Annotated in this window: 25 protein-coding genes; 20 read left to right on the top strand and 5 right to left on the bottom strand. The window is 69.4% G+C overall.

Annotation, left to right across the window (positions count from 1 at the left end; genetic code table 11):
• Positions 1 to 56 precede the first annotated feature (56 nt).
• The 4 genes from pdhA to ACH34T_RS32415 all read left to right on the top strand — a co-directional run bounded on the left by pdhA (position 57) and on the right by ACH34T_RS32415 (position 5,582).
• On the top strand, positions 57 to 1,154 hold the full coding sequence (pdhA, locus tag ACH34T_RS32430; RefSeq protein ID WP_396024751.1) for a pyruvate dehydrogenase (acetyl-transferring) E1 component subunit alpha: 1,098 nt from the start codon (positions 57 to 59) through the stop codon (positions 1,152 to 1,154).
• The gene (locus ACH34T_RS32425) at positions 1,151 to 2,161 is read left to right on the top strand and encodes an alpha-ketoacid dehydrogenase subunit beta (protein ID WP_396024750.1); all 1,011 of its coding nucleotides are present in this window, start codon (positions 1,151 to 1,153) and stop codon (positions 2,159 to 2,161) included. The genes pdhA and ACH34T_RS32425 overlap by 4 nt, the downstream gene beginning before the upstream one ends.
• On the top strand, positions 2,158 to 3,450 hold the full coding sequence (locus ACH34T_RS32420; RefSeq protein ID WP_396024749.1) for a dihydrolipoamide acetyltransferase family protein: 1,293 nt from the start codon (positions 2,158 to 2,160) through the stop codon (positions 3,448 to 3,450). The genes ACH34T_RS32425 and ACH34T_RS32420 overlap by 4 nt, the downstream gene beginning before the upstream one ends.
• Positions 3,451 to 3,692: 242 nt before the next feature.
• Positions 3,693 to 5,582, top strand: a complete 1,890-nt coding sequence (locus ACH34T_RS32415; RefSeq protein ID WP_396024748.1) for an amidohydrolase — start codon at positions 3,693 to 3,695, stop codon at positions 5,580 to 5,582.
• 58 nt (positions 5,583 to 5,640) lie between these two features.
• On the opposite strand, the gene ACH34T_RS32410 is transcribed toward ACH34T_RS32415, so the two are convergent.
• On the bottom strand, positions 5,641 to 6,285 hold the full coding sequence (locus ACH34T_RS32410; protein ID WP_396024747.1) for a TetR/AcrR family transcriptional regulator: 645 nt from the start codon (positions 6,283 to 6,285) through the stop codon (positions 5,641 to 5,643).
• 113 nt (positions 6,286 to 6,398) lie between these two features.
• Here ACH34T_RS32410 and paaZ point away from each other — a divergent pair, with 113 nt between their 5' ends.
• The 6 genes from paaZ to paaE are packed head-to-tail and all read left to right on the top strand — an operon-like array spanning position 6,399 to position 12,164.
• Entirely contained in the window at positions 6,399 to 8,465 is a 2,067-nt protein-coding gene (gene paaZ, locus ACH34T_RS32405; protein WP_396024746.1) for a phenylacetic acid degradation bifunctional protein PaaZ, read from the top strand.
• A 2-nt stretch (positions 8,466 to 8,467) separates the two neighbouring features.
• The gene (gene paaA, locus ACH34T_RS32400) at positions 8,468 to 9,451 is read left to right on the top strand and encodes a 1,2-phenylacetyl-CoA epoxidase subunit PaaA (RefSeq protein ID WP_396024745.1); all 984 of its coding nucleotides are present in this window, start codon (positions 8,468 to 8,470) and stop codon (positions 9,449 to 9,451) included.
• Positions 9,451 to 9,735: a 1,2-phenylacetyl-CoA epoxidase subunit PaaB gene (gene paaB / locus ACH34T_RS32395; protein ID WP_396024744.1), complete on the top strand. Its 285-nt coding sequence runs from the start codon at positions 9,451 to 9,453 to the stop codon at positions 9,733 to 9,735. Before paaA ends, paaB begins: the two co-directional genes overlap by 1 nt.
• A gap of 7 nt (positions 9,736 to 9,742) precedes the next feature.
• Entirely contained in the window at positions 9,743 to 10,627 is an 885-nt protein-coding gene (gene paaC, locus ACH34T_RS32390; RefSeq protein ID WP_396024743.1) for a 1,2-phenylacetyl-CoA epoxidase subunit PaaC, read from the top strand.
• A complete protein-coding gene (gene paaD, locus ACH34T_RS32385; RefSeq protein WP_396024742.1) occupies positions 10,621 to 11,109 on the top strand; it encodes a 1,2-phenylacetyl-CoA epoxidase subunit PaaD in 489 nt (162 codons plus the stop codon). Before paaC ends, paaD begins: the two co-directional genes overlap by 7 nt.
• A gap of 2 nt (positions 11,110 to 11,111) precedes the next feature.
• Positions 11,112 to 12,164 (top strand): 1,2-phenylacetyl-CoA epoxidase subunit PaaE, encoded by a 1,053-nt coding sequence (gene paaE / locus ACH34T_RS32380; protein WP_396024741.1) that lies wholly within the window; start codon positions 11,112 to 11,114, stop codon positions 12,162 to 12,164.
• Between the two features lie 140 nt (positions 12,165 to 12,304).
• Here the strand turns inward: paaE and ACH34T_RS32375 are convergent, their stop codons facing one another.
• Positions 12,305 to 12,688: a peptidase inhibitor family I36 protein gene (locus ACH34T_RS32375; protein WP_396024740.1), complete on the bottom strand. Its 384-nt coding sequence runs from the start codon at positions 12,686 to 12,688 to the stop codon at positions 12,305 to 12,307.
• A 160-nt stretch (positions 12,689 to 12,848) separates the two neighbouring features.
• Here ACH34T_RS32375 and ACH34T_RS32370 point away from each other — a divergent pair, with 160 nt between their 5' ends.
• The 5 genes from ACH34T_RS32370 (at position 12,849) to ACH34T_RS32350 (ending at position 18,804) form a co-directional block, all read left to right on the top strand.
• Complete coding sequence (locus ACH34T_RS32370) at positions 12,849 to 13,925, top strand: ArsR/SmtB family transcription factor (protein ID WP_396024739.1); 1,077 nt, start codon at positions 12,849 to 12,851, stop codon at positions 13,923 to 13,925.
• Positions 13,926 to 13,944: 19 nt separating this feature from the next.
• Positions 13,945 to 14,697, top strand: a complete 753-nt coding sequence (locus ACH34T_RS32365; protein WP_396024738.1) for a hypothetical protein — start codon at positions 13,945 to 13,947, stop codon at positions 14,695 to 14,697.
• A 914-nt stretch (positions 14,698 to 15,611) separates the two neighbouring features.
• Positions 15,612 to 16,340 (top strand): class I SAM-dependent methyltransferase, encoded by a 729-nt coding sequence (locus tag ACH34T_RS32360; RefSeq protein ID WP_396024737.1) that lies wholly within the window; start codon positions 15,612 to 15,614, stop codon positions 16,338 to 16,340.
• Positions 16,341 to 16,560: 220 nt separating this feature from the next.
• A complete protein-coding gene (locus tag ACH34T_RS32355) occupies positions 16,561 to 17,838 on the top strand; it encodes an aspartyl protease family protein (protein WP_396024736.1) in 1,278 nt (425 codons plus the stop codon).
• A 504-nt stretch (positions 17,839 to 18,342) separates the two neighbouring features.
• Entirely contained in the window at positions 18,343 to 18,804 is a 462-nt protein-coding gene (locus ACH34T_RS32350; RefSeq protein WP_396024735.1) for a hypothetical protein, read from the top strand.
• A gap of 89 nt (positions 18,805 to 18,893) precedes the next feature.
• Here the strand turns inward: ACH34T_RS32350 and ACH34T_RS32345 are convergent, their stop codons facing one another.
• Both ACH34T_RS32345 and ACH34T_RS32340 read right to left on the bottom strand, forming a co-directional pair.
• Positions 18,894 to 19,088, bottom strand: coding sequence for a DUF397 domain-containing protein (locus ACH34T_RS32345; RefSeq protein WP_396024734.1), 195 nt, complete (start codon positions 19,086 to 19,088; stop codon positions 18,894 to 18,896).
• The gene (locus ACH34T_RS32340; protein ID WP_396024733.1) at positions 19,085 to 19,861 is read right to left on the bottom strand and encodes a helix-turn-helix domain-containing protein; all 777 of its coding nucleotides are present in this window, start codon (positions 19,859 to 19,861) and stop codon (positions 19,085 to 19,087) included. The genes ACH34T_RS32345 and ACH34T_RS32340 overlap by 4 nt, the downstream gene beginning before the upstream one ends.
• Positions 19,862 to 20,108: 247 nt before the next feature.
• Between ACH34T_RS32340 and ACH34T_RS32335 the strand changes: the two genes are divergently transcribed.
• The 3 genes from ACH34T_RS32335 to ACH34T_RS32325 all read left to right on the top strand — a co-directional run bounded on the left by ACH34T_RS32335 (position 20,109) and on the right by ACH34T_RS32325 (position 21,813).
• Positions 20,109 to 20,411, top strand: a complete 303-nt coding sequence (locus ACH34T_RS32335; RefSeq protein WP_396024732.1) for a hypothetical protein — start codon at positions 20,109 to 20,111, stop codon at positions 20,409 to 20,411.
• Between the two features lie 392 nt (positions 20,412 to 20,803).
• The gene (locus ACH34T_RS32330) at positions 20,804 to 21,610 is read left to right on the top strand and encodes a hypothetical protein (RefSeq protein WP_396024731.1); all 807 of its coding nucleotides are present in this window, start codon (positions 20,804 to 20,806) and stop codon (positions 21,608 to 21,610) included.
• A 17-nt stretch (positions 21,611 to 21,627) separates the two neighbouring features.
• The gene (locus ACH34T_RS32325; protein WP_396024865.1) at positions 21,628 to 21,813 is read left to right on the top strand and encodes a BldC family transcriptional regulator; all 186 of its coding nucleotides are present in this window, start codon (positions 21,628 to 21,630) and stop codon (positions 21,811 to 21,813) included.
• 65 nt (positions 21,814 to 21,878) lie between these two features.
• Here ACH34T_RS32325 and ACH34T_RS32320 read toward each other — a convergent pair whose 3' ends face one another.
• A complete protein-coding gene (locus ACH34T_RS32320) occupies positions 21,879 to 22,376 on the bottom strand; it encodes a GNAT family N-acetyltransferase (RefSeq protein ID WP_396024730.1) in 498 nt (165 codons plus the stop codon).
• A 175-nt stretch (positions 22,377 to 22,551) separates the two neighbouring features.
• Here ACH34T_RS32320 and ACH34T_RS32315 point away from each other — a divergent pair, with 175 nt between their 5' ends.
• Positions 22,552 to 23,388 (top strand): peptidoglycan-binding protein, encoded by an 837-nt coding sequence (locus tag ACH34T_RS32315; protein ID WP_396024729.1) that lies wholly within the window; start codon positions 22,552 to 22,554, stop codon positions 23,386 to 23,388.
• 42 nt (positions 23,389 to 23,430) lie between these two features.
• Entirely contained in the window at positions 23,431 to 24,321 is an 891-nt protein-coding gene (locus ACH34T_RS32310; protein WP_396024728.1) for a peptidase inhibitor family I36 protein, read from the top strand.
• Positions 24,322 to 24,343 lie beyond the last annotated feature (22 nt).

Raw genomic sequence — 24,343 nt, 5'->3', positions numbered from 1 at the left:
CTTCTGTTCCCATCGGTTCATATTTCTAGCATCGATGGAGTGCGGAGGTGGAGTCGATGACGGGTCGGACGGAGGCGCTGCTTCCCTCGGCGGAGCCCGTGCGGTTCCTGACCGACAGCGGCGCGGCGGCGCGCGGACGGACGAACTACCCGCTGCCCGAGACGGAACTGCTGCGCCGGGCATATCGGGCGATGGTCGTCGGGCGGCGGTTCGACGCGCAGGCGACCGCGCTGACCAAGCAGGGGCGGCTGGCGGTCTACCCGTCCAGCCACGGGCAGGAGGCGTGCCAGGTCGGTGCCGCGCTCGTCCTGGACGACGGCGACTGGCTGTTCCCCACCTACCGGGAGTCGGTCGCGCTGGTGACGCGCGGCATCGACCCGGTCGAGGTGCTTTCCCTGCTCAGGGGCGACTCGCACTGCGGATACGATCCCCGGCGCCATCACACGGCGCCGCAGTGCACGCCGCTGGCGACGCAGGCCGTCCACGCGGCGGGCCTCGCGTACGCGGAGCGCCGCAAGGGGACGGGACGCGTCGCGCTCGTCTGCGTCGGCGATGGAGCGACGAGCGAGGGCGATTTCCACGAGGCGCTCAATTTCGCCGCCGTGTTCAAGGCGCCGCTCGTGATCCTGGTCCAGAACAACCAGTACGCCATTTCGGTGCCGCTGGAGCGCCAGACCGCCGCGGCCTCTCTGGCGTACAAGGGAATCGGCTACGGCGTGCGCTCCGAGCGGGTGGACGGTAACGACCCGGTCGCCGTACTGGCCGTCCTCTCGGCGGCCGTCGAGCACGCCCGGGCGGGGAATGGACCGTTCCTCGTCGAGGCGCACACGTACCGGATCGAAGCGCACACGAACGCCGACGACGCGTCCCGCTACCGCACGGACGCGGAAACCGAGGAATGGCGGCGGCGCGACCCGATCGCCCGGCTGGAAACCTATCTGCGGCGCCGCGGACACCTCACGGACGCGGACACCACGGCCTTCGCCGAGGCGGGCGACCAGCTCGCCGAAGATCTCAGGACGCGGATGAACGCCGACCCCGACCTCGCCCCGCTGGGGCTGTTCGAGCACGTCTACGGCACCCCGACCCCCCAGCTCGACGAGCAGCGCGCGCTGCTGAGCGCCGAGCTCCACACCGAGGGGACGCCATCATGATCACGATGGCCAAGGCGCTCAACAAGGCCCTCCAGGACGCCCTCGACGGCGACGAGCGAGTGCTGGTGTTCGGCGAGGACGTCGGCGCGCTCGGCGGCGTGTTCCGCGTCACCGACGGCCTCGCCGCGAAATTCGGCGAGGACCGGTGCTTCGACACCCCGCTCGCCGAATCGGGCATCGTCGGGTTCGCCGTCGGAATGGCGATGGGCGGATTCCGTCCGGTCGTGGAGATGCAGTTCGACGCGTTCGCCTACCCGGCCTTCGAGCAGATCGCCTCGCACGTCGCCAAGATGCGCAACCGGACGCGCGGACGCGTCGAACTGCCGCTGGTCATCCGCATCCCGTTCGCGGGCGGAATCGGCGGCGTCGAGCACCATTCCGATTCCAGCGAGGCCTATTACGCGCACACGCCCGGGTTGAAGGTCGTCACGCCCGCGACGGTGGAGGACGCGTACTCGCTGCTGCTGGAGGCGATCGAGGACCCCGACCCGGTCGTGTTCCTGGAGCCGAAGAAGCTGTACTGGTCGAAGTCCGACGTCGACCGGCTGGAGCGGGCTGAGCCGTTCGGGCGCGCCGCCGTGCGGCGGTCCGGCGCCGACGCGACGGTCGTGGCGTACGGGCCCGGCGTCCCGGTCGCGCTGGAGGCCGCCGAGGCGGCGACGGCGGAGGGCTGGGACCTGGAGGTCGTCGACCTGCGGACGATCGTCCCGTTCGACGACGCGACCGTGGCCGCGTCCGTGCGCCGCACGGGCCGCTGCGTCGTGGTCGCCGAGGCCGCGGGCTTCGCCGGGGTCGGCGCGGAGATCGCCGCCCGCGTCCAGGAGCGCTGTTTCCACAGCCTGCTCGCGCCGGTGCTGCGCGTGACCGGGTTCGACATCCCGTACCCGCCGCCGATGCTGGAGCGGCACCACCTGCCGGACGTCGACCGCATCCTCGACGCCCTCGACCGCCTCCAGCGCGACGACCGTCCGGACCCGCGGTACCTGAATCTCGGCGGTGCGGCATGAGCGGCACGGTCTTCCGGCTTCCCGACCTGGGCGAAGGGCTCACCGAGGCCGAGATCCTGGAATGGAAGGTCGCGGTCGGCGACGTCGTGACCGTCGACCAGGTCGTGGTCGAGGTGGAGACGGCGAAGGCGGCCGTCGACGTCCCTGTCCCGATCGCCGGGACGGTCGCCGAGCTGCACGCCGGAGCGGGTTCCGTCGTGGACGTCGGCGCCCCGCTCATCTCCGTGACCGTCGAAACGGCGCGCGCGCGGGAGAACGGGACGGCGGCCGAACGGTACCGGGAGGAAGAACGGGCCGGGTCGGGCAACGTCCTCGTCGGCTACGGGACGACGACCACGGTTCGGCGTTCCCGCCGTCCGGCCCAGGCCGCGCTCCGCGCCGAGCCATCCCCCGCTGCGCCATCAGGGCCCCCTCCCGCCGCGCCGTCAAGGGACGAGGCGCCACGCGTGATCTCCCCCGTGGTGCGCCGCCTGGCCAAGGAGCACGGCATCGACGTCGCCGCGCTCACCCCGAGCGGCCCGGGAGGCGTCGTCCTGCGCAAGGACGTCGAGAACGCGATCGCCGCGACGGCACGTCCAGCGGAACCCCGCGACGCGGACGAGGTGCGCATCCCGCTCAAGGGAGTGCGCCGGACGATGGCGGACCGCGTGTCCCGCAGCCGCCGCGAGATCCCCGACGCGACCACCTGGGTCGACGCCGACGTGACCCGCCTGGTCAAGCTGAAGCGGAACCTCCAGCAGGCCGATCCCGGCGCGCGCGTCGGGATGCTGGCGCTGTTCGCGCGGATCTGCGTGGCGGGGCTCAGGCGCTTCCCCGAGCTCAACGCGTACGTGGACGCCGAGCGGCAGGAGATCGTCCAGGTGCCGCGGGTCCATCTCGGGTTCGCGGCGCAGACCGGCCGGGGCCTCGTGGTGCCGGTCGTCCGCGACGCGCACCGACTGACGCTGGCCGAGCTCGGCGCGGAGCTGGCGCGACTGACGGACGAGGCGCGCGAGGGCAGCCTGTCCCCCGCCGACCTGACCGGCGGCACGTTCACGCTCAACAACTACGGCGTGTTCGGCGTGGACGGGTCCACCCCGATCATCAACCATCCCGAGGCGGCGATGCTCGGCGTCGGCCGGATCACGGAGAAGCCGTGGGTGTGGAAGGGGAAGGTCCGGCCGCGGAAGGTGACGCAGCTGTCGTTCACGTTCGACCACCGGGTCTGCGACGGCGGGGTCGCCGGCGGTTTCCTGCGGTTCGTCGCCGACTGCGCGGAGCGTCCCGAGACCCTGCTCACCCACCTCTAGCGAAACCGTCCGTCTAGTTGAGGTTGTCAACAGACCACCAAAAGACGGCCTTCCATACTTGCCTATCTCCCGGTCATGTCCCTGGTTAGGTGTTGACTTTATCAACACCACGTGTCGAAACTGAGTCTCGACATCCCCTCCATTTCCTTGACCTTCCCCCGTGGGCCTCGTCGCGGCGTGCCCCCGTTCGCGTCCGGGACGGCGCCCACCGGTGAAAGCCGAGACCAGGACAAGGAGCTCGCATGGCCCCCGAGATGGACCGTCGCCAGGTGCTGCGCGGAGCCGCGGCCGTGACCGCCGGAACCGCGACCGCGGGAATGCTGCCCGCCGCGACCGCGCACGCGGACCCGGCCCCGGGCACGGCAGGCGGCACCGGCCGTCACCGTGACGCCGACTTGATCATCCACAACGGACGGGTGCTCGTCCTCGACAAGCACTTCCGCAAGGCGGAGGCGGTCGCCATCCGCGACGGGCGCATCCTCGCCGTCGGATCGGCCCGCGACGTCCAGCGCTACAAAGGCCGCCGGACGGAACTTCTCGACGCGGGCGGCGGCACGGTCCTGCCGGGCATCAACGACTCGCACGTCCATCTCGTCTCACAGGGCCTGAACATCCCGCCGTTCAACATCAACGTGGACACGGCGACGATCGAGGAACTGGTCGCCGTCGTCCGGACGGCGGCGAACGAGGCCCCGGCCCCGGACTCGTGGATCCGCGGCCGGGGATGGCAGGAGCTCCGGCTGCCGCGCCCGCCGGTGGCGGCCGACCTCGACGCCGTCTCGGGGAACCATCCGGTGGTGCTCGGCGACTTCTCCGGGCACGCGACGGCCGTGAACTCGATCGTCCTCCGGCTGGCCGGGATCACCCGCGACACCGTCCCGCCGCCCGGCGGCGTCATCGACAAGGACGCCAGCGGCGAGCCCACCGGCGTCCTGCGGGAGAGCGCGGCCGGGCTGGTCAGCCGCGTCGTCCCGCCGTTCACCCGCGAGGAGCGCTCGCAGGGCATCGACGCGGGGATCAAGGTCCTGCACGCGATGGGCGTCACCAGCACCACCGAGCCGGGCATCAACCTGGAGACTCTGGCGCTCTACGCGGAGAAGGCGCGCGCCGGTGCGCTGCCCCTGCGCCTGACCGCCCTGCTGGGCAGCGGCCGGGGCCCGCAGTCGCTGCGCGACATCCTGGCCGAGTACGAGCCGCTCCGCGACGTCGACCCGCGGACGCTGCGCGTCGCCGGAGTGAAGGTCTTCGCCGACGGCATCCCCAGGTTCCGGACGGCCTGGATGAACAAGCCGTACCCGAACGGCGCGAACGGCAGCCTCACCATCGACGGCGCGTCCCCGGACGAGCAGCTCGCCAACCTGCACGAGATGATCAAGATCGCGGTGGACGCCGATCTCCAGATCGGCACGCACGCGTGCGGCGACGCCACCACCGACGCGACGGTCGCCGGCTACGTCAAGGCGGGCGGACAGCACTGGCGCCGCGCCGACCTGCGGCACTACGTGATCCACTGCAACTTCCCGTCCGCGCGGACGCTGCGGACGATGGCGCGCCACGACATCGGCGCCAACCTGAACGCGGAGATCCTCTACCTCCAGGGACGCGTGCTCGAACCGATCATCGGCCGCGAACTGACCGAGTACCAGTGGCCGTACCGCAGCGCGCTACAGGCGGGCGTGCAGGTGACGTCCGGGTCGGACGCGCCCGTGGTGCCGCCGCACTGGCTGCGCGGCGTGATGACGGCCATGCTCCGCGAGGGCGCGAACGGCGGCGTCGCGGGCACGGCGGAGCGGGTCGGCCTGGCGGACGCGCTCGCCACCTACACCCGCCTAGGCGCATGGCAAGACCACGCCGAGCGCTGGAAGGGCACCCTCGAACACGGGAACGTCGCCGACATCTGCATCGTCGACGGCGACATGGTCGGCCGGGACCCGCACGGCTTCGACGAGCTGCACGTGACCACGACACTGGTCAGCGGCCGCGTCGTCTACGAGCGGCCGGGCCCCGCCGCCCGTCCCGCCGCCGCAGCGGCAGCGGCCGCGCCGTTCCTCCGCAAGGGCGGCTCCACGCCGCACAACTGCGCGGACGGCGACAAGTGCTGCTGCCAACTCTCCGACGAGATCCTCAGCTGATCGGATAATCCCGCATCGGGCGCCCTGGGCGGGCGCCCGATACGGACTCCCCAGATGCTTACTCGGCCTCGGCCGGACGGGTGCGGAGCCCGTCGAACGCGACCTTGCACAGCGCGTCGGCGATCTCGTCCGCACCCGCCCCGCCGCGGCGCGGCCGGTACCACTCGATCAGCGAGTTGACCAGCCCGAACAGCAGCCGGGCCGTGATCACCGGGTCGATGTCGGGACGGATGTCGCCGTCGCCCTCCGCCTCCGCGACCAGCCCCGACACCAGGCGGTCGAACTCCCGGCGGCGGGCCAGCGCCCGCTTCTCCACGGCCGTGTTGCCCCGCACCCGCAGCAGCAGCGTGACGAACGGCTGCTCCGCGACCAGGACGGCGACGCTGGCCCGGACGAGGTGCTCCAGCCGCTCGATCGCGCGGCCCTCCACGGCGGCGGCTCCGTCGGCGGCGGCGAACAGCCCGTCGAGCGCGCGGTCGACGGCGAGCTGGAGCAGCTCGTCCTTGCCCGCGACGTGGTAGTAGATCGCGGACTTGCTGATGCCGAGGCGCTTCGACAGCTCGTCCATGCTGGTGCCGTCGTAGCCGCGCTCGTTGAACACCCGGACGGCGACGCGCAGCAGGGACTCCTTGTCGTAGCCGGGCCGCCCCCGCCGGTTCGCCCGGCCATCGCGTCCGTCGCGTCCGTCCCGCACGTTGCTCACAACGGCCCATTATCGCAGCGTCCGCACCTTCTCCGCCGCCGCCTTCCGGGGTAACATACTGACTGAACGGACGGTCGGTAATTCGAGTCGGCCGGTGACTCCGAGGAGGCCCGATGGCCCCGCTGTCCAGCTACGTGTCCGGCGTCTGGCAGGTTCCGGCGGACGAGGGCGCGCCGCTCACCGACGCGGTGACCGGTGTGGAGATCGGCCGGATCTCGTCATCCGGCGTCGACATGGGCGCGGCCCTGGAGCACGGGCGGCGGGTGGGCGGCCCGGCGCTGCGGGAGCTGACCTTCCACCAGCGCGCCGTCCTGCTGAAGCGGCTCGGCCTGCACCTGCGCGAGCACCGCGACGAGCTGTACGCGCTGTCCGCGCGCACCGGCGCGACCCTCGCCGACTCGAAGATCGACGTGGACGGCGGCATCGGCGTGCTGCTGTCGTACGCGAGCAAGGCCAAGCGCGAGCTGCCGAACGACACCGTCCTGGTCGACGGCGACGTGGAGCCGCTGAGCAAGGGCGGCACGTTCGCCGGACGGCACATCTGCACGCCGCTGCAAGGCGTCGCGGTGCAGATCAACGCCTTCAACTTCCCCATGTGGGGTCCGCTGGAGAAGCTCGCGCCCGCGTTCCTCGCCGGGATGCCGACCCTGGTCAAGCCCGCGAGCCAGACCGCGTACCTCACCGCCCGACTGGTGGAGCTGATCATCGAGTCGGGCGTCCTGCCGGAGGGGACGCTCCAGCTCGTCTGCGGAAGCACCGGCGACCTGTTCGACCACCTCACCGAGCAGGACCTGGTCGCGTTCACCGGCTCCGCCTCCACCGCCCGCAAGCTGCGCACCCACCCCGTCGTGGTCGGACGCTCCGTCCGCTTCAACGCGGAGGCCGACTCGCTGAACTGCTCGATCCTCGGCCCGGACGCGGCGCCCGGCACGCCGGAGTTCGACCTGTTCGTGAAGCAGCTCGTCACCGAGATGACGGTGAAGGCGGGCCAGAAGTGCACGGCGATCCGGCGCGCGCTCGTGCCCGCCGCCCTGATGGACGCCGTCGCCGAAGCCGCTGGCGAGCGCCTGGCCCGGGTGACGATCGGCGACCCGTCCAACCCGGACGTCCGGATGGGCGCGCTGGCCGGGCTCGAACAGCGCGAAGAGGTGCGCCGCCGCCTGAAGACGCTCCTGGACGCCGGACGGATCGTGTTCGGCGACCCGGAGCGCGTCGAGGTCGTCGACGCCGACGCCGAGCGCGGCGCGTTCATGTCGCCGGTCCTGCTCCGCGCCGACGACGCCGGACGCGCCGAGCCGCACGAGGTCGAGGCGTTCGGCCCGGTCGCCACGCTGCTGCCCTACGACGGCGCCACGGCGCAGGCGGCGGCCGAGCAGGCCGTCGCGCTGGCGGCACGCGGGCAGGGCAGCCTGGTCGGCTCGGTCGTCACCGCCGACCCCGTGTTCGCCCGCCGGGTCGTGCTGGGCGCCGCGCCGTGGCACGGACGGCTGCTCGTCCTGAACGAAGAGGACGCGAAGGAATCGACGGGCCACGGCTCGCCGCTCCCGCCGCTCGTCCACGGCGGGCCCGGACGCGCGGGCGGCGGCGAGGAGATGGGCGGGATGCGCGGCGTCATGCACCACATGCAGCGCACCGCCGTCCAGGCCGGTCCGTCCATGCTGTCCGCCATCACGGGCCGCTGGACGCCGAACGCACCGACCACCCAGACCGATCCGCACCCGTTCCGCAAACACCTCGAAGAGCTCCGCGTAGGCGACACGGTCGTCGCCGGTCCGCGCACGGTCACGCTCGCCGACATCGAGCATTTCGCGGAATTCACCGGCGACACCTTCTACGCGCACATGGACGAGGACGCCGCCAAGGCGAATCCGTTCTTCGGCGGACGCGTCGCACACGGCTACCTGGTGCTCTCCTTCGCCGCCGGTCTGTTCGTCGATCCCGACCCCGGGCCCGTCCTGGCGAACTACGGCCTGGAGAACCTGCGGTTCCTGGCGCCGACGTTCCCCGGCGACGAGCTGACCGTCCGGCTCACCGCCAAGCAACTGACGCCGCGCGAGGACGCCGCCTACGGCGAGGTCCGCTGGGACACCGAGGTCACCCGGCAGGACGGCGCGGTCGTCGCGAAATACGACGTCCTGACCCTGGTCGCCAAACGTCCCGAGCGTCCCGAGGGGAAATGAAAATGGCGCAGGAGCACTTCGACCGCACCATCGACCGCGACCAGCGCATCGAGCCGCGCGACTGGATGCCCGACGCGTACCGGACGACGATGATCCGGCAGATCGCCCAGCACGCCCACTCCGAGATCATCGGGATGCAGCCCGAGGGCGAGTGGATCACCCGGGCGCCGTCGCTGCGGCGCAAGGCGATCCTGCTGGCCAAGGTGCAGGACGAGGCGGGCCACGGCCTGTACCTGTACTCGGCGGCGGAGACGCTCGGCGCCGACCGTCCCGACCTCACCGGCAAACTGATCTCCGGCAGGCAGAAGTACTCGTCCATCTTCAACTACCCGACGCTGACCTTCGCCGACGTCGGCGTGATCGGCTGGCTGGTGGACGGCGCCGCGATCTGCAACCAGGTGCCGCTGTGCCGCAGTTCCTACGGCCCGTACGCCCGCGCGATGATCAGGATCTGCAAGGAGGAGTCCTTCCACCAGCGGCAGGGCTATGAGCTGCTGATGACCCTCATGCGCGGCACGGACGCGCAGCGCGAGATGGTCCAGGACGCGGTGAACCGCTGGTGGTGGCCGTCCCTGATGATGTTCGGCCCGCCCGACTCCGACTCCACGCACACCGCGCAGTCGATGGCCTGGAAGATCAAGCGACACACGAACGACGAGCTCCGGCAGCGGTTCGTGGACATGAGCGTCCCGCAGGCGGAGGCGCTCGGCGTCACGCTCCCCGACCCCGACCTGCGCTGGAACGCCGAGCGCGGCCACCACGACTTCGGCGAGATCGACTGGTCGGAGCTCAAACGAGTGATCAGCGGCGACGGCCCCTGCAACGCCGAACGCGTCGAGGTACGGCGCGCCGCCCACGAGGACGGCGCCTGGGTCCGCGATGCCGCCGCCGCCCACGCCGCCAAACAGGCCGCCGCGCACCCGGCCGCCCACCCCGCCAAAGAGGCCGCCGCGCACCCGGCCGCCCATGCCGCGAAGGAGGTGTGATGGACAAGGACTGGCCGCTGTACGAGGTGTTCGTCCGCGGCAAGCGCGGACTGAACCACGTCCATGTCGGCTCGCTCCGCGCCGCCGACGACACGATGGCCCTCCGCAACGCCCGCGACCTCTACACGCGACGCAACGAGGGCGTGAGCATCTGGGTGGTGAAGGCGCGGGACATCACCGCGTCCAGCCCGGACGAGAAGGACCCGTTCTTCGCCCCCAGCGGCGACAAGGTCTACCGGCACCCGACGTTCTACGACATTCCTGAGAACGTCCCGCACATGTGAGGCCGCAATGGCGTTCGACAACGCGCTCGGCGCGATAGCCGAGGACAACGACGAGACCCGCTGGGCGTTCGGCACCGGTTTCCACGACCCGCTCGCCGGAATCGACACGTCTGTCCCGGACGGGATCGACGCGGCGGCTCTCTCCACGTACTGCCTGATGCTCGGCGACGACGCCCTGATCATGTCGCACCGGCTCCAGGAATGGTGCACCCACGCACCCGAACTGGAAGAGGAGGTCGCCCTCGCGAACATCGCACTGGACCTGCTGGGCCAGGCCCGCCTCCTCCTCTCCCGCGCCGCCACAGCCGAGGACGCGGGCCGGGACGAAGACGCCCTGGCCTATTTCCGCGACGCCCCACAATTCCGCAACATCGTTCTGGCCGAGTTGCCGAATGGAGACTTCGCGCATTCCACCGTCCGTCTCCTCCTCTTCTCGACCTGGCGTCTGGCCCTGCTCGACCGGCTCACCGCGTCCCGCGACCCGGTGCTGGCCGCGATCGCCGCCAAGAGCGTCAAGGAGGTCGCCTACCACCGCGACCACGCCGCCCTCTGGACGATCCGCCTGGGCGACGGCACCGCCCTCTCGCACGCCCGCACCCAGCAAGCACTCGACACCCTCTGGCCGCACACGGGCGAGCTGTTCACCACCCACAAGGTCGAGCGCGATCTGGCCATCGCGGGCGTGGCCGTCAACCCGTCCGCGTCCGACGTCCGCACAGAGTTCGACACCGTCCTGGACGAGGTCCTGACAAAGGCGACCCTCCACCGCCCCGCCCCCGTCCCACCGCCGCCAACCCTGGCCGGACGCGACGGCGAGCACTCCACATCCTTGTCCGGCCTGCTGGCCGAGCTGCAGAGCGTGGCCCGCGCGCACCCGGGAGCGACGTGGTGACCGCCCGCGCCATCGCCGAAACGGTCACGGACCCCGAGCTCCCGATGATCACCCTCGCCGAACTCGGCGTCCTGCGCGGGGTCCGCGAGACGTCCGGCCGCGTCGAGGTGACCATCACCCCGACCTACACCGGCTGCCCCGCCCTGGACGCCATGCGCGACGACCTCCGAGCACGGCTCACCGAGGCCGGTTACGCGGACGTCCAGATCCGCACCGTCCTCGACCCACCCTGGACGACCGACTGGATCACCGAGCCCGGCCGCCGCAAACTACGCTCCGCCGGGATATCGCCCCCGGGCCCCGCACCTCGCCGCGCGACCGGCCCGATCCCCCTCACCCTGGGCCCGACCCGCGGCGTCACCTGCCCCCACTGCGGTGCTTCCGACACGGTCGAGCTGTCCCGGTTCGGCGCCACGGCCTGCAAGTCACTGCGCCGCTGCGCCGCCTGCCACGAGCCGTTCGAGCACTTCAAGGAGATCTGACCGTGCCCGGTTTCCACGCGCTGCGCGTCGCCGACGTCGAGCCGCTGTGCGACGACGCGGTCGCGGTCACCTTCGACGTGCCGCCGCCTCTCGCCGACGCGTACACATTCCGCCCCGGCCAGTTCCTCACCCTCCGCCGGACGATCGACGGCCACGAGGAACGCCGCTCCTACTCGATCTGCGCCCCGTCCGGCGCGGCTCCCCGCATCGGCGTCCGCGAGATCCCGGACGGCCTGTTCTCGGCCTGGCTCGTCCACGACGTACGCCCCGGCGACGCCATCGAGGTCCTGCCGCCCTCGGGCACCTTCACCCTCACCACCGCGAAGACTGAGCACCACGTCCTGATCGCCGCCGGTTCGGGAATCACACCCGTCCTGTCGATCGCCGCGACCGCCCTCACCGCCCCCGACACCCGTGTCACGATCCTCTATGGCAACCGCCGCAGCACCACGGTCATGTTCGCGGACGAATTGGCAGACCTGAAAGACGCGTATCCAGACCGGCTCGAACTCGTCCACGTCCTGTCCCAGGAGCCTCGCGAGGCCGAACTGTTCAGCGGCCGCCTGGACGCGGACAGACTCCGCATCCTCCTCCCCCGCCTGGTCCCCGTAACCGACGTGGATCACTGGTGGCTGTGCGGCCCCTTCGCCATGGTCGAGGACGCGAAACGCGTCCTCCAAGGCTTCGGCGTCCCCCGCGACCGCGTCCACCAGGAACTGTTCTACGTGGACGAGATCCCACCCGAACCCAACCGGAAAAAGCCCGCCCCCACAGGCCCGGCAAGCGAAGTCACCGTCATCCTGGACGGCCGCTCCACCACCCTCTCCCAACCGCAGGACGCAACCGTCCTGGAATCGGCCCAACGGATACGCCCCGACCTCCCTTTCGCCTGCAAGGGCGGCGTCTGCGGCACCTGCCGAGCCAAACTCGTAGAAGGCGAAGTCGAAATGCGCCGCAACTACGCTTTGGACCCCGCAGAACTAGACGCCGGCTACATCCTCACCTGCCAATCAACCCCGACCACCCAACACCTCACCATCAACTACGACACCTGACCCCTCACCCTCGCCCCCAATTGTGCGCGTCACTGAGGGGTCGGCTCGCCGGCGGGTCGGCCGGAACCTCGCGGCTCCGGCCTCCCCCGCGATCGGCGCCACACGCCATGCCCCGTCAGGACGGAAGCGGACGGCGAACGTCAGAGAAACTGATGTGACGAAGCCCGGTCGTTTCCCACCGGTGTTCCACTCAGATTCCAGCGCTTCCCGTCCGCCGGGACGTTCCAGCCGGCGCCGTTCTGATCTCCGTTCACGAAGATGCGGACCCCCTTGCCCCTTCTGTTGACAACGGACGAGCCGGTGTCCTGGACGGTGCCGCCCGCCAGCGGGTAGGTGTCGTTGGAATAGGAGTTGTCGGTGCGGCCGGAGTCCCACAGGACATTTCCGGTCGTGTCCCGGTACACACAGAACTCGCCGGCTTCGCAGACCCCGTTTCCCGTCGCCGCGTTGGCAGGGGTGGCGCTGAGCCCGGCGCCCACCATTGTCACCATTCCCACGATCGTCACAGTTGCTGCTTTTCGCATCGGCACTCCTTGCGTTCCGGTTATCGGACGTGTCCAGTTTTCGGGCGCTGGCCGATTCCAGTCAAGCCAGTTCAGTCCTGGCTTAATATGCAGTACAAAATAGGTGGCGCCCCCCTCGCCGAGGTCGCAGGAAAGCCCGGGGAACCAGGAGCGAGGCGACATGTTGCGACTGCACCTGACCAGCGATGACCTGGCCGGTTTACGTGTGCTGCCCACGCTGGGGCCGCTGCTGGAGACGCGGTTCAGCCTGGGCGTCCTGCAGGGCCGCGGCCGGGAGCTGTTGTTCGGCGAGTGGCGGCGCCAGGCGGCCGCCCACCTCACACCCGCGGACGCCGGCGCCGTGCGGCTGCTGTTCCCCATGGACGGCCGAGGGCCGCTCAATATCGTCCGCGGAGCCGAGACGGTGCGAAGGCCCACCCTCGACGCGGTGGACGACCTGCTCGCGGCGCAGGAACCGATTCCGAGAAGGCGGCGCGAGGACCCAGGACCGGCCATCCTGATCAGCGCGGCGGACATGGCCGCCTCTCCCACGCCCGTGCGGTATCCGACCGGACGTGACGAGCAGGTGCACGACCGGCTCCTGACCGCGTTCACGACCACCTACCGAGTCGCAGTCCGGCCCTATTGGCAATCGATTCACCTACACCTGGAGGCCCGGCACGCAGCGGCGATGCACGCCCAAACCCGCGGCGGAATCAACGAGTTGCTCTCCCACCTGCATCCGGACCTCCGCTGGCATTCGCCCGTTCTGGAGATCGGCACGCCAGGCCCGGCGCCCCGGAACCCGGCGGACGATCTTCACCTGGAGGGCCGCGGCCTGATCCTGATCGGCTCGGTGTTCTGTTTCACCCCGACCGCCGTCTGGTCCCCGGCGGAGCGCACACCCGTGATCGTGGTCTATCCCACCCTCATCGACGTGGCGTCCGCCGCGCGGATCTGGCACGGTTCGCGGCCCGGCACCCACCGCGCGCTCGCGGCGTTGCTCGGCACGACCCGCGCCACGATCCTGTGCCTCATCTCCGACAAACCCCGTACCACCAGCGAACTCGCCCAGATCACCGGGACCACGCCGGCGAACACCAGCCAGCACGCCACCGTCCTCCGCGAAGCCGGCCTCATCGCCACCCACCGCCACCACAACACGGCCCTCCACGTCCTCACTCACGCCGGGGCCGGCCTGCTCAGCGCCCATTCCGCCGCAGTCGACGACGTCCGCCACTCAGCTGACCGCCACTGAACGAAGGGCGCATGTCTCCATGGGCCACCGCCTGGACGCCGAAAGCCTCGCCGTCCGAACCGAACTCCTCGACCTGGGCAGGCTGTTGACGCCGCGCAACGTCCAGCACGACCCCGCGCTCTCGGAGGCCTACCGGCGCCGCGACGAGCTGTCGCACCGCTACCGGCAGTGGCTGCCCGAGATCCCCCTCACCCGTGACCCGCACTCCGGCGAAACCCTCCACTGGCCGCTGGACCCGGTCGACCTCGACGGCTGGTTCTGGAACCACGAGACACCGGTCCGCCGCATTCCCGCCCGGCTCCCACCGTCATGGCTCACACTGACCGGCGCCATGCGGATCGCCGAACCCGTGACCCACGCGCCGTTCGAGTGCCGGCCCGGCCCCGGCGCTCCTTACGTCGTCCCACGCATCCTGGAGGCCCCGGACGTACGCGCCGTCATCTCCGAGGTCCCCGTCGGCCGCCACACCGGCTGGGCCATCGCCTACTTCGGCCCCCTTCCGAACGTCCCCCTGGAGAACGAATGGGGTGGCCACGAGTACTACGTCTACGACGACAACGGCGAATGGAAGGGCTGGTCAGAGAACACGCCCCGGCCCGCCGACTGGGACTTCGACCTCCGCCCCTGGCTCACCTCGGGCCGCCTCCTCTGGATCGCCCCCGGCGACTCCGCCCTCACCCTCCACGAAGGCGCCGCCTCCTGCCCCTATACGGGCATCGAAGGCCCCCACAAATGCGCCCTAATCAAAAACGGCAAACTCACCTACCACTAACCGCGACCGTTATCCCCGAGTCTGGAACCTGACGAAGATGGTCTGGTGGACGCTGCAGGTCACCTGCGAGACGGAACCCACCGGCACCCGCGGCCCAAGCAATCGAGATCACCGAGGACCGGGACGTACTGCCGTACCCACCACGCGGTGCTCTCCGGTGCCGCCGGGGCACCGGCTCTCCGAGTTTCTGGCCGTCGACCTGAGTGGTGAAGCAGCCGGTCGGGGTGGCCGCGGCGCTGGACGCGGTGCCCACCAGCGCTTCGGCGTCCACAACGGCAAGCCCCGTGATCGGCCGGCCTCCGGCCGCCCAGTCCAGCCCCGGCTCACCGCACACCGGGCTCGACCAATCGGCCCCCGGCCATAAGGCTCGGTGGCGTCGACGGCCGTATGGCCATCGACGCCACCGAGGTCCTGGAGAAGCTCCCGCCCCATTGGACGGACGCGGGGCGGGAACGGGTGTTCTACGGTGCTGGCGGTCGCAGTGCCGACCGTAGCGCCGAGGGCAACGCTGAGCGCTCCGGCGAACAGCGCGGCGGCTGAGATGCGGGCGGGTCGGCTGTCCTGCGGATGGTCATGGGATACCCCTTCGATGGGATTGACCACCCCAATGGCACAATGAGTAGTCGTACAGACACTCAACGCAGTGGACAAGCGCGCATGACTCCCCCGTAAGCATCAGATCCCGAACGGGGCACGCACGACGTTGCCGCCGCCGGGGTTCGGAGCGCCGAGACGCTACGAACGTTCCGCCGTCCCACCAGGACGTTCACGAAGGTCGCAGATGCATCATGGCCTCGTTGCTGAGATTTCTGATCGGCGAGGCCTCTCACTCTCGAAACCCTTTAGCCGTCCGCCCTGGACGGTCCGGTCGAAACACGGTCGCTCATGCACATCGCCACCGCTACGGTCACCAGGTGCCGGACGCGCTATTCGCCCACCCTCGCCTCGCACCGATCTATGACGCGTTCGACGGAGACCGCGATGATCTGACCGCCTACCTCGGCATCGCCGACGAGCTGGGCGCCGAATCGGTTCTGGACGTCGGCTGCGGGACGGGTTCCCTCGCGATCCTGCTCGCACGCGGCGGCCGTACGGTCGTGGCGGTCGACCCGGCTGAGGCATCGCTCGACGTCGCGAAGTCCAAGGACACCGCACAAGCGGTCACCTGGGTCCACGGTGACGCCACGACCATGTCAATGCCCAGCGCCGACCTCGCCACGATGACGGGAAACGTGGCGCAGGTCTTCCTCACCGATCACAACTGGGCGCGGGCCCTCCGAGGAGTCCACGCCATTCTCGGCCCACACGGCAACCTGGTATTCGAGACCAGACGACCTGAACGACGGGCCTGGGAGGAATGGGCCGCTGATGCCGCTCCCCACACCCTCGACATCCCCGGGATCGGATCGGTCGAACGATCCTGCGAGGTCACCCACGTGAATCTGCCGTTCGTTTCCTTCCGCTACAGCTACAGATTCATGGCCGACGGGGCCGTGATCACTTCCGACTCGACCCTGCGATTCCGCGACCGCGCCGAGGTGGAACTGAGCCTGGCCGTCCAGGGCTACCGGATCCTGGACGTGCGAGAAGCCCCCGATCGCCCAGGTCACGAGCTCGTGTTCATCGCCGAACGCACAACCTGAACACCGGGCACATTGGCCCGGGCCTACTCCCTGCGGCCGCCTGCGTCATCACGCCCTCCATGTTGGACGCACTCATAAAGTGACCTCCCGGCAATTGCTCGCGTGCCACCGCTTCCACGTCGCCGCACGGGGACGGGAAGCCGCCCCGCCCCTGCCCGCCTCGTTCAGGGACGAGGGCGGAAACGCGGAGGAAACAGGGTTCTGGCTTCACTGGGGCACCGTGACCATCAACCGACGGACCTTCCTGGCGCGGACGTGCCTGACGGCCGGTGCCGCGACGCTCGTGCTGCCGGACGGGTCCGCGGCGGCGTTCTCGTCCCCCGGCGGCCCCGACCGGCTCTTCAAGGCGGGCAGGTTCGCCCAAGCCGACCATGCCTACGCGCGCCTGCTGCGCGAGAATCCGGCCGATGCGCATGCGCTGGCCCAGCGCGGACGCATCGCGTTGCTGTCCAACCGGTTCGAGCAGGCCAGGCGCTTCCTGACCGAGGCCGTCCGGCTGGCCCCCGGCGACGCCTTCACCAAGCGGCAGCTTGCCGAGTGCCACATCCGCCAAGACGACCTGCCGCCCGCGGTGCCGCTCCTACGGGGCACCGGACGGGAAACCGACGCGGCGTTCGCCGACCAGTACGCGAGCGTGACCGGCGCCCCGTATCGGCTCCAGGGCGCGCAAGAGACCCGGCTCCCCTTCCTCTGCGTCGATCCGCTGCCCTGCGTCCAAGCCTCGGTGGACGGCGCCGAACCCCGGCCGTTCCTCATCGACACCGGCGCCACCCTGGCCCTGTCCACCGCGACGGCCGAGCGGGCGGGTCTGCGCGCCGTGTCCACCAGCACGACCCATCCTGCCGGGCAGACCCTCACCACGTACCACGGCGTCATGCGATCGTTCGGGCTGGGCGACATCACGCTGGGTACCGTCCCCGTGGTCTGGTACGACCTCCGCATGCCCGCCCTACCGGACGGCACCAAACCGGCCGGCGTCATCGGCACCACGCTGCTCTACCACTTCATCGCCACGATGGACTACGCCGACCGGACACTCGTCCTACGGCGCAAGACCGCCGCGCAGGCACGCCGGGCCCGAGCCGAGGCCGCGCGCAACGGCTGCGACCGCCTGCCCCTGTGGCTGGCGGGCGACCATGTGCCCTGCACGCTGGGCAGCGTCAGCGACTACGGGCCGCGCGTGGCCTCGGTCGACACCGGCGGCATGGGCCTGGGCATCATGATGACCGAGGAGAACGCCGGACGGGCTGGCGTCGAGATCGACTACGACCATCCGCAGAACTCCGGAGGGATGCCGTCCTACCCGATCCGCCCGGCCCGGATCAGCCTGGGACGGGCGGTCGGCAGGAACGTCCCGGGCGTCGCGGGCGCCTGGCCATGGCTCGACCTGTTCGGCTTCGAGACGGTCGGCAACTTCACCCACGAATTCCTCAGGTCCCGCGCCATCACCTTCGACTACGCCGAGATGACCATCTACGTCACCGCCAACCAGGAGTAGCGGACAGCCGCGCGCGTCTCGCAAGGAATGCGTCGCCTGAGGCCGCGCGTCCAACCCGGGCTTGGTCCGCGCGGCCCGCGCCCGAGCGCGGCAGGGCTGGAACGCGGCACCCGGGTGCCGGTGCCCAACCGCGACCTGGTCGACGGCCAGGCGAGGGTGACCGGGCTGTGGACACTGATCACGCGCGGCCTGCAGCAACGCCGGGCGGGTGCACACCGGATCGGCGGCCCAGGAGCCGGTCGCTGGTCAAATGCGGGTTCTCCCCGGGACCCCTCCCAGAAACTTGGAGGTCTACTTTCTGGACGCGCACATGGACTCCCAACCCGGGACGACATTGGAGGGCCAGGCACGCCCATGAAACGGTCACCCCTCGTTATCCCACTCGCCCTGCTCACCGCCGCCACAGGGATGGCGGGGTGTTCTTCGGGAGACCGCGAGAGTCGTCCATCCGGCAAGCCCGCCTCGTCGAGCCCGGCGACTCCCGACCAGGCCATGGTCGCCTGGGTGGGCAAGGTCTGCGCCGCCGATGCGCTCCTCCAGCAACTGGTCAACACCGAAGTGCCGACCATGTCCGAGCCCCCGCGATCCCACGTACGTGCGTTCATCAAGAACATCGGTCAGCAGCTACGTACGGGAGTGGCCACCTTCGAATCGATCGGTCACGCACCGGTCGCCGGAGGAGACGACGTGGTAGCCGCTTATATCCGTGGTTTGAAGGACAGAATCCCCGACATCAAGGACGCCGACTCCTACGTCCGCGGCAGCGCCCCGATGATGGTGGCGGGGAGCAACCTCCCGCTGCTCTACGTGTCCACAGCCATCCGAAGCCTCGCCCCGAAGGGCCCGGACCTGCCGAGCCTGATCAGCCGCAACACCGCACTCGCACAGGCATACCAAGCCGCCCAACCCTGCCAGGGGCGCCTCCCACTCAAGGCACACTCACCCACACCGACACCAAGCGGATGAACAAACAACCGCAATCCAGCAGACGTGTGCCTCTCCATTCGGCGGAAAGAACGAAGCTCCCGACATCAGGCCGGGAGCTTCTGGGCGGGTTACAGGTCCAGGTCACCGGCCTTGATCCGGCCGACGAGACTCGACAGGGCCTCACGGCCGACAATCAGGTGCCGCTCCTTGGGGGCCTTGCTGTCCCGGACACCGATCCTTCCGTCCAGGTCGGCGAGCTCGACGCAATCGCCGTCCGTGCCGCTGATCGACCTGCTGCTCTTTCGCCAGACGGCTTCACTCATTGGTACCTCTCCATCGCTTGCTTGAGCAGCTCTATGGATGAGTCCACGGACTCGGCCCTCGACCCGATGAGCTCGAACCGCTCCATGAACCACCGAACCTCTTCGCTGTCGGTGACGAGCCTCCCGGCCCGAGCGGCGTCTACGAAGACGTCCGCGTCTCCGTCTGGCCCGCTCATGATCAGGAATGGCCCGTCCAGCCCCGGATAGGCGCCTGCCGCCCTGCGCACTACGCGCAGCCACACGTTGGGCAGCTCCGCGACCTCCACCAGCCTCGCAAGCTGCTCTCTCATGACCTCCGGGCCTCCGACCGGCCAGTCGAGTACGTTCTCCGAGATCGTCACCCAGAGCCGCGGTGGGGTTGTTCGGGCCAGTATGCCCTGCCTGGCCATGCGCCGCTCCAACGATTTCTGGGGGTCCGGCTCCTGGCCCGACATCAGCAGCGCCCTGGCGTACGCCTCGGTCTGGAGCAGCCCGGGAACGGTCGAGTTCGCGAACATCCGTATGACTGCGGCGGCGACCTCCTGATCCGTATAGGTCCTGAACCAGTCGGGATCAGAGGCCCGACGGGCGTAATAGACCATTAGCCCGAGTAGGCCGCCGGTCTTCCACGCCTTGTCGATCTCTTCCGCCTGCCGCTCGGTGAGCTTCTGCTCTCCCGTCTCGATTCTGGAAGTGGTGGATTCGGCCACACCCATTGTGTCCGCCATCAGGCGGAGTGTCTCTCCCCTCTCGGTGCGAAGAAACCGCAGGTAGTACGCGATGAGGTTCCACATCGACCCCTTTGGATTCGGGCTTGGCCTGCGCGACATCGGATCTCCCTCCACCACTCCCTCACTTCCATGCCTTCTATGGAAGTGGCCTGTTCTGTGGACAAGCTAGAACGTAAATAGCACCCTAACCAGTGGTTCCGACAAAAGCCGAAGGGCGCAAAACGGAAATACTTGGACCAGGAGAAGAAGTCGGGCAGAGGTCGTTAGCTCGCCGCTGTCGACGAAATCGGAGAAGGCAAGGAAACCGACCATGGGTACAAACGAATCTCAGCCGGGAGACGGCGTCGTCGCGGTTCCGCGCATTGACCACACGGACCCGCTTCCCAGCGTGCCCGAGCCCAAGGGCCGGTGGGCGGTGCCGTACATCTCCGACCGGACAGGTCAGCCGACCGTCTACACCAGGCGGCCGTTGCAGCCGCCGGAGGTGCGGTTCGGGCTGAGGTCGTGCCTGTCGGCCGACACCTTGGAGCGGTTGAAGGTGCTCATGTCCGAGGAGGACGAGAAATACGAGCGGTACGTCCTCCGGCAGGACTCCCGCCCGGATGCCAGGTGATCTCTGTGGAGGAGATGGTCGGGCAGGTCATGGTGCAGATGGCGGTCCTGGCCGGTGGGTGCGTCCTCGGCGGGATCGTGATCGGGTTCCTGCTGTTTCCCCGGCTCTTTCGGAGCAAGGGCCGACACGTCCTTCCGGGACCCAACCTGGAACGGTCACCTTCCGCGCGGCGTAGAGCCTCGTCCGGTGCGGCGCGATACACGCGGTAGGCGGTAATAGCCGACCGCACACCCAAACGGAAGAAAGTAGGTGGTTTATCGACCCCAAACGGTCCAGACGTGATGCATAGGGGCCCCGGAGTGGACGACGGGGCCCCACTCACCAGACGTTCGGAAAAGTCAATGACAATCGCCGTCCAGGCCCCGACCCGTCACCGACCGTAGGGAAACATGATGAGAAGCGACTGGGGTGATCTGCCCGCCTCAGAGCGGGAGTTCATCACCGATCGATACGGGCCGATCAGGGAAATCCGGCCCGCCGACTCCGGCAACCACGCCGACATCGCCTCGACGGTGATCGGCGAGAAGGGAACCGTTTTCGTCAAAGCGGCGCGCAAGCTTCCCGACAAGGACGGCCCGGAGGTCAAGTCACTTCGGTGGGAGGCCAGGGTGAACCCGTTCGTCCGCGAGTTCGCGCCTCGGCTTCTGTGGAGCACGGAGATCGATGAGTGGTTTGTGCTGGTGTTCGCGCACGTGCCAGGCCGTCACCCGGACTACTCCCCGGGTTCCCCTGACCTGGATCTGGTCGCCCAGGCGGTAAAGCTCCTCCAAAAGACGGCTCCGCCTGCGGTAGTGGACCGTCCTGTCACTACGCGCTGGGACGGCATCGGCGGGGACGTGTCCCCGATGGCCGGGGCGGCGCTTCTCCACACCGATATCAACGCCAAGAACGTCCTCATCACCCCTGAGGACGGGGTCTACATCGTGGACTGGGCGTTCGTCAGCCACGGAGCCCCATGGGTCGAGATGGGGCAGATGATCCCCTGGCTGCTGTCGGCCGGACATACCCCCGCCTCAGCCGAAGAATGGCTGTGTCAGTTTCCCGCCTGGCAGGAGGCTGACCCAGCCTCCATCGACCAGTACGCCCGTTTGCACGCCGCCGTGTGGACCCGCCGCCACGAGATGGTCTCCGCGGAATGGATCGGCCCCTACCTGGCGGACGTTCGGCGCTGGGCTCGGTACCGAGGAGTGGTCGAATGAGCCGTCAGTCCGGCCGGATGGCCTCACCACCTATTGAGCCCCTGCTGACCCCCGCCGAGGTGGCGTCGATGTTCCGTGTCGACCCCAAGACCGTCACGCGGTGGGCGAAGGCGGGGTTGCTCACGTCCGTCCGGACGCTCGGCGGGCACCGCCGCTACCGCGAGCAGGAAGTGCGAGCTCTGCTCACGAGGACCCCGCAGTAGAGGGCGAGATGGTGTCGGCCCCCGTTTAGGACGGGGCCCTTCTCCGCAGTTGTATCCGGCGAGCTTCATCTGAGGGCGGCGGGGTTTACCCATGCGGTGAGCGTGTCGCCTTTTTGGGTGAGTTTCACGCCCAGTCTTTTGAGGAGTTTCAGGACGGGTGTGTTGTCCGGTGTTGTGCTTACGAAGACTGATTCGAAGCCGTCGGCGTGTGCGAGTGCCAGGAGTTGTTTCAGCACCGCGCCACCGACGCCGTGGCCGCGTTCGGTGCGTCCGATCCAGACGCCGGCTTCGGCCGTCCTCTGCGGTTCGGGCAATGGGTACAGGCGGGCGGCCCCTACCACTTTCTGGCCTACGAGGATGGCGTAGGTGGCCTCCACCGGTTCGGCCGCGAGCGTCCTGGAGCGGTGGAACTGCAAGAAGGCGGTCCGGCGTTCGGGGGTCCATCCTGGCGGTCCCGGTACGGGCGGCATGACGTCGGACGGGTCCGCGCCCGCGACCGCGGCGTCCAGCAATTGCTTGAGCAGATCCTCATCGAGCGGCCGGAGCGTGACGTCGGAGCGCATGATCACATCCTGGCATCCCCTTGTGTGGCGTCGGGGTGTGTCAGTGGGGTGTCAGGGCTGTAAGGGCGTCTGAGGACAGGCTGACAACAGGGATGTTCTTGCGGACACGAGGGCCGTCCCGTGACGGTGAATCTCGCCGCGGGCAATCACCGACCGCCCGCAATCGGGAGATTCCATGAAGCCATTCTCATCGGCCGCTGCCCTCGTGGCGGGCGTCCTGCTCGCTTCGCTGGGCGGTGCGTCCACCGCGCTGGCGGACGGTGTGGCGGCCCAGCCGACCGTGAACATGGAGGCCGTCGTCAAGGCGGCCCAGATCGATCCCCGGCGGGCCGACGACACGCTGACACCGGGCGCCAAGACCAGCGTGCTCCAGGTGGAGCAGGCGCTGCGTGACCGGGAGCTGCTCGACGAGAAGTGGGTGGACGGCTACTTCGGCACCACGACGATCGCCGCCTACGCGAAGTACCAGAAGTCGCTCGGCTACACCGGTATCGCCGCCAGCGGGCTGCCGGGCAAGGCGTCGCTCACCAAGCTCGGAGCGGACCGCTTCACGGTCACCCACGCCATCGGCCCGGGTCCCCGGGTGCCGATGGACGGCGCCGTCGTCAACCGCCGGACGCTGGACATGCTGGCCGAGGCGGAGCGGCTGCTCGGCCGCAAGCTCGTGCTGGATCAGGGGTCGTACAACCCCGGCGGCGACCCCACGTCGGCGGGCACCCACGACGGCGGGGGCGTCGTGGACGTCTCGGTCAACGGAATGGAGCCCGCCACCCGCAAGGCGGTCGCCCGCGCGCTGCGGCGCGTCGGTTTCGCGGCGTGGGTGCGCAGCCCCGCTCAGGGCGACTGGCCGTGGCACATCCACGCGGCCGCCATCAACGACACCGACCTTTCGAGCCAGGCCCAGCACCAGACCGGTGACTACTACCTCGGTCTGGACGGGCTCTCCGGCCGCGGCCCGGACGACGGTCCAAAGGTCGCCATCCGCACCTGGGAGGAATACCAGCGCGATTGATCCACCGTCCGAAACACGACCTGAGAAAGAAGGAGAACAGCAATGCGAACGCTCAACCGGGTCCTCACCGCGACGACCGCCGTGATCGCGCTCAGCGGGGCGGCGTCCGCCCTCGCGATGCCCGCCTCCGCGGCGAGCCGCAACGGCGAGTGCGAGACGGGCGAGTTCTGCTACTACTTCAACAGCGACAACCAAGGATCGGTCTCGGACTTCACCGGCTCGCTCGGCGACTACGGCACAGAGCAGCCCTCATGCTACGACTTCAAGGGCGCGGGAAACGGCCAGGGCGTATGCATCAAGAACAACGCCGCCTCGGTCTGGAACCGCAGCGACAAGACCGTCCGCGTCTACTTCAACAGCAATTACGGCGGCGCGTCCCAGGCCTTCGAGCCTGGCGCCAAGGGCAACCTGAACTCCACCCTGAAGAACCAGAACGCCTCGCACGAATTCGTCTCGTCGAACTCGCGCACGAACCTGTCGAGCGCCCTGTACGTGGGCGGCGGCGGCCAGATCACCTGCGGCTACGACGGTTACACCACCACCCCGGGACGCCACGAGGGGATCGATCTCGCGCGCGGCGTGGGCGCGGACGTCCGCGCCCTGGTCGAGGGAGAGGTCATCTACCTCGCGCGCGGGCACACCGGCAGCGGCGGGCTCTCCACGATCTCCATCTACAACGCCGCGTCGAACAAGTCGGTGATCTACCTGCACTCCGCTCCGCTGTCCTCCCTGAGCACGGGCCAGCGGATCGGGCGCGGCCAGGTCATCGCCGACGAGTCGTGGCGCGGGGTGTCGTCCAGTTCGGGCGCGCACACGCACATCGAGATGCGTCCCGGAAGGCAGACGCACGCGGCCAAGAGCGTCAACGACTGGAACCTGGAGAACCCGAACCCGACCAGTTTCTGGCAGGCCCAGGGCTACAACGTCCGATGACCGGCCGCGGCCTCTAGAAGGG

Source organism: Actinomadura sp. 9N215, from assembly GCF_044326345.1.
Classification (GTDB): domain Bacteria; phylum Actinomycetota; class Actinomycetes; order Streptosporangiales; family Streptosporangiaceae; genus Spirillospora.
The sequence above is the reverse complement of the archived record's forward strand: the minus strand, read 5'-3'. Positions and strand labels throughout refer to the sequence as shown.